We start from the raw sequence: 15,572 nt of genomic DNA, 5'->3' as shown, positions 1-15,572 counted from the left end.
TGGCGCGTCTGCGCCGGCGCGGCATCCTGTGTCATCATGGCGGCTCCATCCGGTTCTTGCGTCCGCTCGCTCGCGCGGATCGCGTCCGCGCCGCAGCGTCCGCGTCGGTCGGTGGGCGCGATGCGCCCCGCCGTCCTCGCGACGTGGCCGCAAGGACCGCCGTTCCCGTTTGACTCCGCCAGCGTCCGTTATCGTGGTTGCATTGCTGCTCGTATGTTTCTTGATGGTGCTGGCGTTCGAAGCCACCAATGGTTTTCATGATGCGTCGAATGCGGTCGCGACGGTCATCTATACCCACTCGCTCAAACCGGTTCCGGCGGTCGTCTGGTCGGGGGTGATGAATTTCGTCGGCGTGATGGCGGGGGGCATCGCCGTCGCGTACGCGCTCGTCGAGATCCTGCCGCCGGATGTCCTCACGCCGCCCGACGGCACACCGGCGGTACCGATGCTGGTCTCGATTTTCGCGGCGGCGCTGTTCTGGAACATCCTGACCTGGGCGTTCGGCATTCCGAACAGCAGCTCGCACTGCATCGTCGGTTCGCTGATCGGCGTGGCCGCGTCCGACGCGCTGCTGAAATCGCGCAGCCTGGTTCACGGGGTGGACTGGAAACAGATCGGTACCGTGCTGGAGGGCCTGGCCATTTCGCCGGTGCTCGGGTGCGTGCTGGCGGGCGGACTCTACCTGTTGCTGCGCGTCATCGTGCGCTCCGGCGCGCTCTTCGCGGCGCCGGAGGCGGACCGTCCGCCGGTCTGGTGGCTGCGCGGACTGCTGATCCTGACCTGCAGTTCCGTGAGCTTCTCGCACGGCACGAACGACGGACAAAAGACCATTGGTCTGATCATGCTGACGATCATCGGTCTATTGCCCGCCACGTACGCGCTGAATCCGCAGGCGAGCGCCCAGGTCGCGCAACTCGGGGCCTACGCGAATGCCGCGATTCCGCTGATCCAGAAGTATGGAGACGACGTCAAGGCGCACGCGCTGCGCTCGGCGGCGGAACTGCGGGATGCCGGGCCGCTGCTGCGCGAGCAGGCGACGCAACTGGACGGGCAGCGGCCCGGCCACGGCGCGGAAGATCGGACCGGCGCACGCGGCAGTGACACGCGAAGCGGGCCGGAACGCGGACGCGAACGCAATGTCCGCGCTCGTCTGCGCGGCGATATCTACGACATCGTCTCGCAATTGAAGCATATCGGCGAACTCGATCATGCGGACCCGGCCGACAAGCGGCGCGCCGCGTTGCTGCGCCGGCAAATGAGTCCGCCCGTGCAGTACGCGCCCACCTGGGTACGCGTGCTCAGCGCGCTCTGCCTGGGCCTGGGCACGATGATCGGTTACAAGCGCGTCGTGCGCACTCTGGGGGAAGGACTCGGCAAAGCCCGGATGACCCCGGCGCAAGGGCTCAGCGCCGAGTTGGTGGGATCGGTATTGATCGGCACGGCGGGTTTCACGGGGTTGCCGGTGAGCACCACGCACATCGTGACCTCGGGCATCGCCGGCACCATGCTGGCGGGCGGCAAGGGGCTACAGGGCGGCATGCTGACGCGCATCCTGCTGACCTGGGTGTTGACGCTGCCGGCCACGATGTTGCTGTCCGGCATGCTGTTCTATCTACTGGCGAAACCGGCGCTGGCGTGACGCACCGTCCGCCCGGCGCCGGTACGGGTTTTTCGCGCGAGGAACGAAGATTGCTGTCGGTTGCCGGTGCCCCTTCCTGGCGGCACCGCTTGCGGCGCATATGGACCCTGCGTCGTACCGCCTCAAGCGTTTCCAGATGAACCGGGAAGTGTCATGCAGCCGAGCTATCGAGAGCAGCAGGAGCAGGAAGAGCAGGACGAACAGGCGCAGCAAAATGCCGTCGGCAAGGCAATCGAGGCGAATCTCGACAAGATCGATCTGTTCGCGCAGCGGCAGGACAGAAAGATCTCGGTCGAACAACGCATCATCGAACGGATCTGTCTGATTTTCGGGACACCGCGGTTCTTCATTCTTTTTCTGGCCGCTTGCGTGCTCTGGATCGCTGCGGATTATGTGGATTTCGGGATCAGCGGCGGATTCTTCGATGCGCCGCCTTTTTCCGAACTCCAGGGCGTTGTCTCATTCATGGGCGTGCTGATCACGATCGCGGTGCTGATTCGACAGAACCGGCTCGCCCGGGTGGAGGGGCACCGTGCGCATCTGGAGTTGCAGGTGAATCTGCTCGCGGAGCAAAAGACCACCAAGATCATCCAACTGCTCGAGGAACTCCGGCGCGACATGCCCGATGTGCGCAACCGGAGCGACGAGCACGCCGAGACGCTGCAGGAAATCGTCAATCCCGACGCGGTGCTGCAGGCTATCGAGGCGCGCCGGGAAAATGGTGAGGCCCCCGAGCAACAATAAGGTGTCGCCAGGGCAGCGTACGTCATCTCACGCCGTGGTTTGCAGCGGTTTCTCCGTCTGCGCACGGTTCTCCCATTCGGATCGAATGATTGCCATCAATTCATTGACGGTGGCGCCGATATCGCGCAATGCCAGCAACTGGGCGTTTTCAAGCTGACGGGGTATATGGTCGATGACGCAAAGACTGCCCAGGCGATTGGACGCGGCATCGGCGAGCGGCACCCCTGCGTAAAAGCGCACCTGCGGATAACCCGTGACAAACGGCGCATCGCGGAAACGGGAGTCCAGATGCGTATCCTCGACGATGAACAGATCTTTTTCGAGAATCGTATAATTGCACAGCGACCACTCGCGCGGAAACCGACGCGGCAGCGTCTCCTTGAGTGCGCCATGCACCGAGTTCAAGTCGACCACCGTGCTCACCGTCGTGATCAGCGCGAGCGGACAGTTGGTGATGTAAGCCGCGAGGCGTGTGAGCCGATCCAGGCGAGGATCATCGACAGTCCGGGCGAAGCAGCCTTCGACGACTGCAGACAGCCGGACCTCTTCGTTGTAAACCACGGGAAATGCGCACATTTTGGTCAATTTCCTTCGGCAGGCGGCTTGGTTCGGTATTGCTTAACGGAAAACGAAAATTAAGCGTGGCAGGCTATTCACACTGGGATATAGCGGCAGCGGGAGCGTGAAACTTGAGGGAACTCGACGATAAAACCATCGTCACGCGCCGGTTCGTGCTGCGGCCTTTGAAAAGGTCGGATGCGGAAATTGACACGCGGAACCAGGCGTCGACCGGTACGATCGAGAAATTGGGATTCGAACGGGTGCGTGTCGTGCCGCAGGCCGACTACTTCAAGGGCGCGGCCAGCGACGAGTATCATTATTCATATCGGGTCTCGAACGACTGACCCGAGGCCGCGGCGTCGCGCCCCGGGAACGCCGCCGCCGCTTGCCTCCCACGTCCCCCACTCCCCCCACGCTTCAGCCGCCTGCGCGCATTTTCCCGGCGAGCGCGACCGCTTCGTCCCGCGCCGTCCGCCTGGCCTGCGCATCGACTTGCGGACCGAACAGCGTCTTCTCGATGATCACGTCGTCATGCTCGCGGATTCCCACCATCTCGCACCATGAGCGGATATACGCATTCTGATGCTCGATGGCCGCGCCCAGGGGTGCGCCCCGCGCGGCGATCGTCACGGCGCGCGTATGGGTCAGCAGACCCTGGAGGCCGCGCTCGTCGAACGAAAAAAGCAGGTCTTTCTGGCTGACGACATCGATCAGGTGCTTGAGCCGGTACGGGATGCCGAAGTTCCACATCGGCACGCTGAACACGATCATGTCGGCTTTCTGGAAGCGCGCCGCGAGTGCGCCGATCTCATCCCACGCCTGCTTTTCCTCGGCCGTGCGTTCGCGGCCTTCGAGCGCCGCGTATTTGGCGCCGAGCGCGACCCCGTCGAACTCGGGAAGCGGCGTCTGCCAGACATCCAGCGTATCGAGCGTGGCGCCGGCCTCGCCGGCCTGCCAGGCCTCGATGAACGCGTTCGCGACCTCGTGCGAGGCGGAGCGCTGGCCGCGCGGCGAACTGATGACATGCAGAAGGTGCGACATGATGGTTTCCGTTGGACGCGTGACGCGGGAGGGGTGTCCCGATTATGACCCAATATCGGACCGGCAGCGTCCGCCACGGCCCGTGGGCCGACCCTCCCGCGGCGTTCCCGACGGCATGCCGTCAGGCCGCTGCCAATATCGCCTTCAACGCCTTTTCCTGCGCCGCGTTGCCGAACACCGCATACGCTTTCAGGATGTCGTCGGGCGCGCAGCGATGCGTGATGCGTTGCGCGGGCGAGAGCTTGCCCGAATGTACCGTCTTGAGCAGCAGTGGCGTGGTGTTCGTGTTGACCAGACCCGTCGTCAGCGTGACGTTCTGGATCCACGGCGTTTCCAGATGCAGTTCCACGCTTTTTCCATGCACGCCCACATTGGCGATATGACCGCCCGGCGCGACGACCTTCTGGCAGACGTCGAACGTGGCGGGGATGCCGACCGCTTCGATCGCGACATCCACGCCCGCGTCATCGGTCATCCGCATTAAGGTGGCGACGGCGTCAACGATGGCCACGGTATTCCCGGGCTTCACCTGCCCCGTCAGCACGCCGATTTCGAAACCGGTGGGCAAAATGTTGCTCAACATGACGAGCGCTTCCTCGTCGGCGCCCTGCGGAATGGGGTAGAGACCGTTGTCCGCGTGCGGTATGCGCACGTATTCGGCCTCGGTGCCGTCGATCAGGTGACCGAGGATCCAGCCGCCGTCCGTGCAGTGCGAATAGAGCTGGCGCTTGCAATTGGCGCAGGAACCGCGGGCGGTGATGCACGAGATCAGGACCCGGTCGCCTTTCCTGAAATTCTTGACGCCGGCCCCGAGGGGTCCCCTCGGCACGTGTGCGTTTTACCGTATAGAGTGCATGACAGCCGCATGACGTCCCTCATGCGTTTCAAACCGGGAGCCACCTTCATGAAAACGAGCGGCAACACCATTCTGATCACCGGCGGCGCCTCCGGCATTGGCCGCGCGCTGGCCGAAGCGTTCCATGCGCTGGGCAACGAGGTCGTGATCGCCGGGCGGCGGCGCGAAGCACTGGAACAGACGGCTGCGGCGAATCCCGGAATGAGGATGGCGCTCCTCGATATCGAGGACGCCGCGGGTATCGCGGATTTCGCGCGGCGGCTCGGCGACGATTTTCCGGCGTTGAACGTGGTCATCCACAATGCCGGCATCATGCGGCCGGAATCCCTGCGCGACGGCGCGCTGGCCACCGCGGAAGCGACCATCGCGACCAATCTGCTCGGCCCGATCCGGCTGACCGCGGCGCTGCTGCCCTTGCTGGAGACCCAGGCGCACGGCGCGATCATCACGGTCTCGTCGGGGCTGGCGTTCCTGCCGCTGACGTTGACGCCCACGTACTGCGCGACCAAGGCGGCAATCCATTCCTATACGCAGTCGCTGCGCTATCAATTACGCGATACGCCACTGCAAGTGCTGGAAATCGTTCCGCCGTACGTGCAGACGGAACTGATGGGGCCGGAGCAGGCCAGCGATCCGGACGCCATGCCCTTGCGGGAATTCATCGCGGAGGTCATGGGCATCCTGACGCAGTCGCCTCAGACGGACGAAATCTGCGTGGAACGGGTGAAGCCGCTGCGCCATGCGGAAGCCAGCGGCGGCTATGCCGCGTTCTTCAGGCAGTTCAACGATGGGCGTACCGCGGCGGCCAAGGCGCGCGGCTAACGTTGCATGGCGTCGCTTTGCGTCGCATCGCGGAGAGAGGCATCCAATGCCTCAACTGTTCTCCGCGATATATTCCTCCGGATCCTCGTTCACCGCCTTCACTCCCGTGACATGCACGGCCTCGAACGTGGCGAAGGCGACCGCCAGGTCGTGCCGCATCTGCAGCGGGGCGTGAAAGCGAAAATCGGTCAGGCCTTCGCGCTCCTCTTCGGCCATGTGATCGCCGTTCGCCTTGTTCGCCGCGGCGACGGCCTCGTACCAGCCCTCCGTCCCGGTCGCGTGGCCGGCCACGGCGGCGACCGCATCGCGTATCTCGTTATGGTCCTCGATCGCGTCCTCGGTTTCGTCCTCCGGGCCGTCCTTGCCGCCGGCGCCTTCGCCGATCTGCAGCAAGCCGGGGTAGAACACGACCTCCTCGGCCTTCGCATGCACTTCGAGGAAGGTGGCGAGCCGTGACCAGATGGCGTCGAGCGCCAGCGTGTCGTTGCGATCGATCTGTTCGAGGATGGCGAAAAGGCGGCGCTGCTCGTGGTGATCGTCGAGGATGAGTTGCGTAATGTCCATGTTCTTACCGTTCCTGTACGGGGGTCGATCGGCGCGGTGGGGACGGCGGACTCACACCACTGCGCCACGTGGTGAAAGCGCTTTTATTTCTTACAGGCCGTTTTCACAGTCTAACCGGGGCGGTCGCCTCGCGCTCATCGCGACGCGGCCAGGCCTGTCGATCCGCCTGCTGCGACACGCGGCGGCCAGCCGGGAACGAGTTCAACAAAATCCACATTTCACACACAAACCACTTGACGGCGATTTTTTGAGATTTTGTAATGGTCCCTGACTTGCCGTGCAGGGTTTCGTCATCGCGCCAAGGTCCGCGTGGCGGCGAATTCCACGGCTTCACGCGTGTGCAATCTCACAATCCCACATCGTCCGGATGCCGCGCGGCCTGCGCCGCCGGCGCCGCCGCGGCGCCGTGCGATGCGAAATACCCAGGGAAGCCCCGAATGTCGACGTCCGCCGCGCCCGTTTCGCTTGCTGTGCCCGCCTTGTTCGAGCCCCGGCAGGAAGACTATGCCGCGTTCGCCGCGCTGTTCGCGCAGTCGTGTCGGATCGGCGCCACGGCGGCTGGCGGTCTGCACCGCCTGGCGGCGTCCGTGGACGACGGGCGCGCGCGGACGATGCTGTGCGACTGGCTGCGACAGCACGCGTTCGAGGTGCGGGTCGATCCGGTCGGCAATATTTTCGGTTTGATGACGTTCGATCCGGCCGCCCCCTATGTTCTATGCGGCTCGCATCTCGACAGCCAGCCGTCGGCGGGCCGGTTCGATGGCAGCTATGGCGTGATCGCGGCCGCCGTGGCGATCGCGGCGCTTGCGCGGCATGCGGCCGAGACCGGTGTGCCGCCGGCCTGCAATTTCTGCGTGGTGAACTGGACCAACGAAGAAGGCGCGCGGTTCCAGCCGAGTCTGACGGGCAGCAGCGTGTTCGTCGGCGCGATGCCTTTGCCGCAGGCGCTGGCGCTGCGCGACGCGGCGGGCGTGACCCTGGGCGCGGCGCTGGAGGAGATCGGGTTCGCGGGCGCGCATCCGGTCGCGATACCGGTGGCCGCGTACGCGGAAATCCATGTCGAACAGGGACCGACGCTGGAACGCCGGCGGGCGGCCATCGGCGTGGTGCGCGAGACCTGGGCCGCATCGAAGTGGCGGGTGCGTTTCGACGGCGAGCAGAACCATACGGGACCCACGCCGATGGCGCAGCGCAGGGACGCGCTGCTGGCCGCCGCGCACGCGATCGTGCAGGTGCGCGCGGAGGCGGATCGGCATGGGCTGGAAATGCACAGTTCGGTCGGTCGGCTCGACATTTATCCGAATTCCCCGAACATCGTGCCCGCGCAGGCGACCCTGTTGATCGAACTGCGCTCGCGCGACGTCGCGTTGCTCGGCGAGGCGGGCGAGCGTCTCGCGGCCACGTTGCAGCGCATCGCCGACATGACCGGTACGCAGTGCGTGGTCGAGGACCGGCAACTGCGAGAGCCGGGAAAACTGGATGCGGCATTGTGCGATCTGGCCCTCGATACCGGCCTGCGTCTGCGGCTGGCGACGGAAAACAGCGTCACGATTTCGGGACACGATGCGATCAATCTCAGCCGTGCCTATCCCAGTTGCCTGCTGTTCGTGCCGAGCCGGAATGGCGTCTCGCACAACGAAGCCGAATTCACGTCGGACGAGGATATGCATCGGGGCCTGCGCTTCTTGACGGCGTTCCTGTCCCGGCTCGGCAAGGAAACGCCACGCCACACCGGCAACGATCATGGCAATTGATCCGCAGCGAAGCGGGTGCCGCGCGGCGCAGGGGGATGCCGCCGGCGCAACCGATGCCGCGCCGAACCTGGATACGGCCGGGGGTGCGATCCCGGATTCGACCCTGGATTCCACCCCCGCCGCGATCGTCCGGGCGGCGCTGCGCGACGCGGGTCTCGCGACGTATCCCGCCTGCATGCCGGGCCCGGAAACGGTGGCTTCGCCGATGCGGCTCGCGGCCGAGTGGCAGGGTTTTTTTCTGGGCGATGACGCGGATGCGTCGCTCCGCTATGCGAAGGTCCTGCGCCCGGAGATGCGCGAACTGGTCGATTTCGAGACGAGTGCGCGGGCCAGCCGCTGCGCCGGCGAGACGGCTGCGAGCCCCCGCGTCGTGCTGGCCGATGCCGCGCGGGGCGTGTTGGTGTTCGAGGCGCTGGCGCCGGCACGCTGGCGCTGGGCGCGCATCGACGACCTGACCGATCCGGTGCGCCTGGCGGCCCTCTGGCATGCGAAACGCGCGGTGCATGCCGGTCCGCGCCCTGCATGCGAACGCTCGCCGCACGCCGACATGGAACGCCTGAGCGCCTTGTGCGCCCGCGACGGGATTGTCCTGCCCGCGGACGCCGCGACGATCGGCGCGCAACTGCGGCGTGCGTGCGCGGCGCTGCGGCGTACGCAGGGCCCGGCGGTACCGCTGCACGGCGATGGCGTGGCGAGCAACGTCATGATCGACGCGGCGGGGCAATTGCAGTTGATCGATTTCGATCGCGGCGGTCTGGGCGACCCCTGGTACGACGTCGGCATCGCGCTGAACGAGCTGTATCAGTTCGAGGACGAATGGCGCCACGGCGTGGTGCTCTGGCAGGGCCGTTGCGACGACGCGGACTACGCACGCTGCCGCCTGTATGCACTGGTGGACGACTGGATCTGGACGCTGTCCGCGCTGTGGTTGAGTGCCTGCGGGTCACCGGCGATCGATTTCATGAAGCTCGCGCAATGGACCCTGCTGCGGTGCCGGCAGAGCCTGAACGAAGGACAGCTCGATCTGTGGCTGCAGCATCTGGAACCGGAGCGGACATGAAGGCGATGGGCGAAGGCGTGACCGAGGACGAATGCCGGCTCGAGTCGGTCATGCGCCGCATTCCCGCGTGGCAGGACTCGCCGCTGCGCTATGCGCCGGTGGGCGGCGGCATTTCGAACGCGAACTGGCGGGTCGACGTGGAACGGCTGGGGGCATCCTATTTTTGCAAGATCCCGGGTGCCGGCACCGAGATGTTCATCGACCGCCGCACCGCGCTGGACGCCAGCGTGAAGGCCGCCGCAACCGGCTATGGCGTGCCGGTCTATGCGTTCCTGGAAGACTGCGGCGTGCAGATCTTCGACTTCATGCAAGGCTGGCGCGCGTCCTCGAACCGCGATTTCCTGTCGCGCGACGTGCGGCACAATGCCTTGCAGGCGCTGCAGGCCTTTCATCGGCAGCCGCTGCTGGCGCAGGACAAGACGGTGTTCGACATGATCGACGAACACGACGCGCAGGTCGCGGCCCTGCAAGCGCGCGTGCCGCCCGATCACGCATGGCTGCATGCACGTTACCGCGCCGCCCGGGCGGCGCTGGAGGCGGCCGGGACGACGTCGTGCCCCTGCATGAACGACACCCTGGCGGGGAATTTCATGCTCGATGCGCACGGCGCGATCAGGCTCGTCGATTTCGAATACGCGTCGAACAACGATCCGCACTACGAGCTGGCGTTGTGGTTCGGCGAAATGTTCTTCGAGGAAGCGGTCGAGCATGAACTCATCGAAGCCTATTTCGGCGCGGTCACGCCGGCCACCGTGGCGCGCATCGCGCTGAACAAGGCGCTGGCGGACCTGAAGTGGTCGACCTGGGCGATGGTGCAGCGGGCCATGTCGACGATCGATTTCGATTACTACAAATACGGTATCTGGAAGCATATGCGTGCCCGCGGTCTGATGCGCGATCCGCGCTGGGACGGCTGGCTGCGGCAGGTCTGACGCCTGTGCGCGGGCAGGCCGTCGTACGCCACACGCGTATTCCATCACGGGGACAGGGCGCATGACGCTGGCGATTTTCGATCTCGACGAAACCCTGATCCGGGGCGACTGCGCGAGTCTGTGGAGCGAGCGGATGTGCGCGCTGGCCTGGGCGGAGCGCGCCGCCTTCATGCAGGAGAACGACGCGTTGATGGCCGCGTACGGGCAGGGCCGCCTGGCAATGGAGGACTACATGCGGTTCAGTCTGGCGCCGCTCCGGGGCCGGAGCGTCGAGGACGTCGCGGCGGCGGTGGAACGGTTCGTCGACGCGGTCATCGAACCGCGCATCTATCCCGAGGCACGCCGCACGGTCGCGGCGCACCGCGCGCGGGGCGACCGTTTGCTCGTGATCTCGGCGTCGGGCGCGCACCTGGTGCGGCCGATCGCACGCCGGCTCGGCATCGACGAGGTCCTGGCGATCGACCTCGACGTGGCGGATGGCGTATTGACGGGACAGACGCGCGGCACGCTGACATATCGGGAGGGAAAGGTCACGCGGCTGGACGCCTGGCTGCAGGTGGAGCACGAAAGTCTCGCGGGCGCGAGCTTTTATTCGGACTCCCGCAACGATCTGCCGCTGCTGATGCGCGTCGACCGGCCGCATGCGGTGAATGCCGACGCGGTGCTGAGCGCCCATGCGCGCGCCGCGGGCTGGCCGCAGCTGCGCTGGTGAGGGAACGCGGCAGCGGACGATGTTGTTTTTGTTGGATGTGCGATATTTTTTCGATGGATTTTTGAAACACTACACTGAACTGGTCAAATCACACATCTGCCGGGGAGCGAATCGATGACAACAGCATGGGGATCGCGTCGTAAAGCGTTGAAGTTGGGTGCGGCGGCGGCGATGGGCGCCCTGGTCGGCCCCTACGTCACGAAAAGCGCGTTCGCGGCGGAGCCGATCAAGCTCGGCAGCCTGCTCGATGGTACCGGCCCGCTGGGTCTGGAAGGGCGGCGCATGATTCAGACGACGGAGTTCGCGGTCAATCAGCTCAATGCCGCCGGTGGCCTGCTCGGCCGGCAGATCCAGTTGATCGCGTACGACACGCAAAGCAATATCCAGCTGTACACGCAATACGCGCAGCAACTGGTGTTTCAGCAAAAGGTCGACGTCATCCAGGGCGGCATCACGTCCGCCTCGCGCGAGGCGATCCGCCCGATCTTCGACCGTAGCAAGACGCTGTATTTCTACAATACGCAGTACGAGGGCGGCGTGTGCGACCGCAACGTGTTCTGTACCGGCAGCACGCCGGCGCAGACCGTCGACCATATCGTCGATTACGCATTGAAGCACTGGGGCAAGAAGATCTACATCGTGGCGGCCGATTACAACTACGGTCACATCACCGCGAGCTGGATGACCAAGTTCGTGAAGGCGGGCGGCGGCGCGGTGCTGGGCACGGATTTCTTCCCGCTCGACGTGACCGATTTTTCGTCGACGATCAGCCGCATCCAGGCCGCCAAGCCGGATGTCGTGCTGTCCGCGCTGGTCGGCGCGAACCACCTCGGCTTCTACCGCCAGTGGGCCGCGGCCGGCATGAAATCGAAGATTCCGGTGGGTTCGACCGTCTTCGGTCTCGGCGACGAACTCACCACCATGGACGCGGCGACCACCGACGGCATCCTCACCTGCTTCGGCTTCTACAACAACCTGCCGACGCCCGCGGCGGCGGCCTTCGTCAAGGGCATGCAGGCGAAATACGGCGCCGACGTGACCGATCTCGGCGAACTCGACTCGGCGACGTACGAAGGCATCATGCTGTGGGCCGAGGGGGTGAAGAAAGCCGGTTCGGTCGCGCAGGACAAGGTCATCGCGGCGCTGGAATCGGGGATCGCCATCGACGGGCCGAGCGGCCACGTGAAGATCGACCCGGAAACGCACGCCACCATCCGCAATGCATATCTCGCGACGCCGAAGAACAAGGCCTGGGACATCCTGCAGACCTTCCCGAACCAGATGCCATCGGATACCGGGGGCGCCTGCAATCTGATCAAGTCGCCGCGCACCAACAAGCAGTTCACTCCCTCCCTCTGACCGGCGCACCGCCATGAGCCTCGATCTGACCGGCCTGCTGGCCTTCAACGTACTGACCGGGGTGGCCACGCTCGCGCTGATCACCATCGGCCTGGGCGTCATCTACGGCATGATGCGCATCATCAATCTGGCGCACGGCGAATTCATGATGCTGGGCGCGTACACGGCCGTGGTCGCGAGTTCGGCGGGCGTGAACATCTGGGTGGCGATGCTGGTGCTGCCGCCGCTCGTGGTCGGTCTGATCGGTCTGGTGCTGGAACGCGCGGTCATCCGTTTTCTGTACGGCCGCATGATGGACACGATGCTGGCCACCTGGGGCATCAGTCTCGCCCTGATCGGTCTCATCACGTCGGTGTTCGGCAATGTGGTGAAGTCCGTGCGCATGCCGGTGGGCAGCTTCTCGATCGGGCAATACCACCTCAGCGCGTACAGCCTGGTGATCGTGGCCGTCGGCGTGGCCGTGCTGGCCGCGCTGTGGGTGCTGCTGCGCAAGACGCGTTTCGGACTCGTGCTGCGCGCCACGATGCAGAATCCCGCGATGGCGGCGTCGCTGGGCGTACGCCCCGCCACCGTCTACATGGCCACGTTCTCGCTGGGCGCGGCGCTCGCCGGTCTGGCAGGGGGCGTGCTGGCGCCCATCTCCGGGGTGTCGCCGGGCATGGGCGGCGCCTATATCGCGAAGGCCTTCATCACCGTGCTGGGCGGCGGACCCGCCATCATCGCGGGCACCGGTCTGGCGGCGGGGCTGTTCGGTTTCATCAATGAGATTGCGTCGTTTCTCTCGACGCCCGTGCTCGGCGACATCGCGCTGCTGGTCTCCGCCATCGTGCTGATCCGCATTCTGCCGCAAGGCATCACCGGCCGTTTCCTGAGACGCAGCTCATGACATCGCTTCGCTCATCGTTCCGCGCGTCGTTGCATGCGTCGCCGCATGCGCGCGGCGGCATCGCCGTCGTGATTCTCGGTCTGGTGGTGATGTTCGCGCTGCCCCGGCTTATCAGCGAATTCGGCGTGATGCAGGCCACGCTCTACGCGGCGATGGCCATCTACGGGCTCAGCCAGGGCTTCGTCTGGGGTTTCGCCGGCATCCTGTCCTTCGGTCAGGCGGCGTTTCTCGGCATCGGCGGCTATACGTACGCGGTGGCCGCCCTCAATCTTGAAAACACGCTCGCGGCGGCGTTGCTGGCGATCGTCGTGCCGATGCTGTTCGCGGCGCTGCTCGGCTACTTCATGTTCTACGGGCGCATCAGCGATGCGTATATCGGCGTGATCACGCTGACGGTCTCGGTGATCCTGTTCGAACTGATGAATTCGACCTCCGGCGCCCAATACCATATCGGCGCGACCCCGCTGGGCGGCTTCAACGGCATTCCGGCGATTCCGCCGTTCGCGCCGCCTGGCAAACCGGACGAGCCGCTCGATCAGATCGGCATCTGGTACGTGGCGATGGCGGGTCTGATCGTCGCCTATGTGCTGCTCAAATGGCTGCTGGCCTCGCGCTTCGGCCGGGTCGTCGTGGCGATCCGCGAGAACGAGACGCGCGCGATGCTGATGGGATACGACCCCCGCCTCTACAAGCTCCTCGCCTTCGTCATCGGCGCGGGCATCGCGGGCGCGGCGGGCAGTGTCTTCGCGACATGGGGCGGTTTCATCAGTCCGACCGTGTTCGCGCTGACGATGTCGGCGCAGGTGATCATCTCGGTATTGATCGGCGGACTGGGCACGTTGATCGGCCCGATTCTCGGCGCCGTCGCGATCCAGTATCTGATCAATCTTGCGGGTACGCAGCACACGATCGACCCGAGCCTGGGTCTCGGCATCGTGCTGGTGGCCTTCGTGCTGCTGGTGCCGCAAGGCGTGGTGCCGGTGGTGCGCGCGTTGCTGGCGCGTCTGGCGCCGGCGCCGGCCGCGGTGGCGCCGGACAAGCCGACGGGGTCGGCCGCAACCGCTGCAACGATAGCACCGGCCGAACGGGAGTCGCGCCCATGAACGATCCGCGTTTGCAGGTGCCGCCGCTGCTGGAGGCGAAGGGCGTCACGATGCGCTTTGGCGGCGTCACGGCGGTGCGTTCGGTGGATTTCCGCCTGCACGAAGTGGAGCTGCGTTGTCTGATCGGACCGAACGGCGCGGGGAAAAGCACCTTCTTCAAGATGTTGACCGGGCAGTTGCGCGCCAGCGAGGGCGCCATCCGTTTCCGTACCACCGATATCTCGAAAAGCAGCCCGCACCAGATCGCACGCCTGGGCGTCGGCATCAAGACCCAGGTGCCGAATGTGTTCAACGGCCTGAGCGTGCGCGAAAACGTGTTCATCGGCGCGGCCCGGCGCAAATCGCTCGCGCACGCGAAGCGTATCGTCGCGCAGACCCTCGAACGGCTGCAACTGGAAAAGATCGCCGACCGCATCGTCGGCCAGCTGGCGCACGGCCAGCGGCAGTGGGTCGAGATCGCCACGGTGCTGGCGCAGGAGCCGGAATTGATCCTGCTCGACGAACCCGCGGCCGGCATGAACCACGAGGAAGTGCTGCGCACCGCCGAACTGATCCGCGAGATCAACAAGACGCAGGCGCTGGTGGTCGTCGAGCACGACATGCAGTTCATCCGCATGATCGCGCGCACCGTCACCGTGTTCTCGCAGGGTCAGGTGCTGGTCGAGGGGCCGGTCGAGACGGTCCTGTCGGACCAGCGGGTCAAGGACGTCTATCTCGGAAGGAGCGCGGCATGAGCGTCAATCCCGTCAATTCCGTCGATTCCGCCACGCTCGCGGGCACGCACGGCGAGGCCGGCGCGGCGCCGCTGTTCGAGGTCGAACGTCTCGCCTCGGGTTACGGCCGCATACCGATCCTCGGCGAGCTGAGCTTCGCGGTGCGCGGCGGCGAGCATGTCGGCATCCTCGGACACAACGGCATGGGCAAGACGACGCTGCTGCGCACGTTGACCGGGCATCTTCCCACCACGTCCGGCCGCGTGCGTTTCGCGGGGCAGGACATCACGCATTGGTCGCCTACCGCGCGCGCGAAGGCCGGCATCGGCTACGTACCGCAGGGTCGCGAGATCTTTCCCGCGCTCACGGTACGGGAGAACCTGCGCGTGGGATGTCTGCTGGCGCGCGGTGGCGAGGAGGACACGATCGCCGGCATTCTCGAATTGTTTCCGCGGCTGAAGGCGTATCTCGATCGCGCGGGCGGCGCGCTCTCGGGCGGCGAGCAGCAATTGCTCGCGCTGGCGCGCTGCCTCTGCGCCGGCCCGCGCATCGTGTTGCTGGACGAGCCGACCGAGGGCATCCAGCCGTCCATCATCGACGAGATCATCGATACATTGAAAGACGTGGCGCGGCGGCGCGATCTGACGATCCTGCTGGTCGAGCAGAATCTGAACTTCATTGCCTCGCTGTCGAACCGCATCCTCATCCTGCAAAAAGGCACCGTCACCCGCGAGATTCCGCCGGACGTGGTGCACGACCCGGCGCTGCTGGACGAATTCGTGGGCATCGCGTAACGACGCGCTGCCGGTTCGCTGTTTTCCGTTTG

17 protein-coding genes are annotated in these 15,572 nt (G+C 65.5%); 13 read left to right on the top strand and 4 right to left on the bottom strand.

The genetic code is table 11. The features are described 5' to 3' along the window. Positions 1-193: 193 nt before the first annotated feature. Positions 194-1,639, top strand: coding sequence for an inorganic phosphate transporter (locus OVY01_RS02615; protein WP_267845422.1), 1,446 nt, complete (start codon positions 194-196; stop codon positions 1,637-1,639). A gap of 66 nt (positions 1,640-1,705) precedes the next feature. Beyond that, a complete protein-coding gene (locus OVY01_RS02610; protein WP_267847642.1) occupies positions 1,706-2,383 on the top strand; it encodes a DUF1003 domain-containing protein in 678 nt (225 codons plus the stop codon). A gap of 27 nt (positions 2,384-2,410) precedes the next feature. On the opposite strand, the gene OVY01_RS02605 is transcribed toward OVY01_RS02610, so the two are convergent. After that, a complete protein-coding gene (locus OVY01_RS02605) occupies positions 2,411-2,959 on the bottom strand; it encodes a GAF domain-containing protein (RefSeq protein WP_267845421.1) in 549 nt (182 codons plus the stop codon). A 113-nt stretch (positions 2,960-3,072) separates the two neighbouring features. On the opposite strand from OVY01_RS02605, the gene OVY01_RS02600 reads away from it, so the two are divergent. Next, positions 3,073-3,288, top strand: coding sequence for a GNAT family N-acetyltransferase (locus OVY01_RS02600; RefSeq protein ID WP_267845419.1), 216 nt, complete (start codon positions 3,073-3,075; stop codon positions 3,286-3,288). 73 nt (positions 3,289-3,361) lie between these two features. Here OVY01_RS02600 and OVY01_RS02595 read toward each other — a convergent pair whose 3' ends face one another. Further along, entirely contained in the window at positions 3,362-3,985 is a 624-nt protein-coding gene (locus OVY01_RS02595; RefSeq protein WP_267845417.1) for an FMN-dependent NADH-azoreductase, read from the bottom strand. 121 nt (positions 3,986-4,106) lie between these two features. Then, positions 4,107-4,814, bottom strand: coding sequence for a zinc-binding dehydrogenase (locus OVY01_RS02590; protein WP_267845415.1), 708 nt, complete (start codon positions 4,812-4,814; stop codon positions 4,107-4,109). Between the two features lie 75 nt (positions 4,815-4,889). On the opposite strand from OVY01_RS02590, the gene OVY01_RS02585 reads away from it, so the two are divergent. Then, the gene (locus OVY01_RS02585; protein ID WP_432422215.1) at positions 4,890-5,663 is read left to right on the top strand and encodes an SDR family oxidoreductase; all 774 of its coding nucleotides are present in this window, start codon (positions 4,890-4,892) and stop codon (positions 5,661-5,663) included. A 51-nt stretch (positions 5,664-5,714) separates the two neighbouring features. Here the strand turns inward: OVY01_RS02585 and OVY01_RS02580 are convergent, their stop codons facing one another. Next, the gene (locus OVY01_RS02580; RefSeq protein ID WP_267845413.1) at positions 5,715-6,227 is read right to left on the bottom strand and encodes a hemerythrin domain-containing protein; all 513 of its coding nucleotides are present in this window, start codon (positions 6,225-6,227) and stop codon (positions 5,715-5,717) included. Between the two features lie 437 nt (positions 6,228-6,664). Between OVY01_RS02580 and OVY01_RS02575 the strand changes: the two genes are divergently transcribed. The 9 genes from OVY01_RS02575 (at position 6,665) to OVY01_RS02535 (ending at position 15,540) form a co-directional block, all read left to right on the top strand. Then, positions 6,665-7,981 (top strand): Zn-dependent hydrolase, encoded by a 1,317-nt coding sequence (locus OVY01_RS02575; RefSeq protein WP_267845412.1) that lies wholly within the window; start codon positions 6,665-6,667, stop codon positions 7,979-7,981. After that, a complete protein-coding gene (locus OVY01_RS02570; RefSeq protein ID WP_267845411.1) occupies positions 7,971-9,041 on the top strand; it encodes an aminoglycoside phosphotransferase family protein in 1,071 nt (356 codons plus the stop codon). Before OVY01_RS02575 ends, OVY01_RS02570 begins: the two co-directional genes overlap by 11 nt. Then, positions 9,038-9,973: a choline kinase family protein gene (locus OVY01_RS02565; RefSeq protein ID WP_267845410.1), complete on the top strand. Its 936-nt coding sequence runs from the start codon at positions 9,038-9,040 to the stop codon at positions 9,971-9,973. Before OVY01_RS02570 ends, OVY01_RS02565 begins: the two co-directional genes overlap by 4 nt. A gap of 61 nt (positions 9,974-10,034) precedes the next feature. Continuing rightward, positions 10,035-10,685, top strand: a complete 651-nt coding sequence (locus OVY01_RS02560) for an HAD family hydrolase (protein WP_267845409.1) — start codon at positions 10,035-10,037, stop codon at positions 10,683-10,685. 114 nt (positions 10,686-10,799) lie between these two features. After that, entirely contained in the window at positions 10,800-12,044 is a 1,245-nt protein-coding gene (locus OVY01_RS02555) for an urea ABC transporter substrate-binding protein (protein ID WP_267845408.1), read from the top strand. Positions 12,045-12,057: 13 nt separating this feature from the next. Then, a complete protein-coding gene (locus OVY01_RS02550; protein ID WP_267845406.1) occupies positions 12,058-12,930 on the top strand; it encodes a branched-chain amino acid ABC transporter permease in 873 nt (290 codons plus the stop codon). Beyond that, complete coding sequence (locus OVY01_RS02545) at positions 12,927-14,033, top strand: ABC transporter permease subunit (RefSeq protein WP_267845405.1); 1,107 nt, start codon at positions 12,927-12,929, stop codon at positions 14,031-14,033. The genes OVY01_RS02550 and OVY01_RS02545 overlap by 4 nt, the downstream gene beginning before the upstream one ends. Beyond that, positions 14,030-14,767, top strand: coding sequence for an ATP-binding cassette domain-containing protein (locus tag OVY01_RS02540; protein ID WP_267845403.1), 738 nt, complete (start codon positions 14,030-14,032; stop codon positions 14,765-14,767). Before OVY01_RS02545 ends, OVY01_RS02540 begins: the two co-directional genes overlap by 4 nt. Further along, the gene (locus OVY01_RS02535; protein ID WP_267845402.1) at positions 14,764-15,540 is read left to right on the top strand and encodes an ABC transporter ATP-binding protein; all 777 of its coding nucleotides are present in this window, start codon (positions 14,764-14,766) and stop codon (positions 15,538-15,540) included. Before OVY01_RS02540 ends, OVY01_RS02535 begins: the two co-directional genes overlap by 4 nt. Positions 15,541-15,572: the final 32 nt, after the last annotated feature.

The sequence above is a fragment of the Robbsia betulipollinis genome (genome assembly GCF_026624755.1).
GTDB lineage: Bacteria > Pseudomonadota > Gammaproteobacteria > Burkholderiales > Burkholderiaceae > Robbsia > Robbsia betulipollinis.
This window is presented reverse-complemented; position numbering and strand designations above follow the sequence as displayed.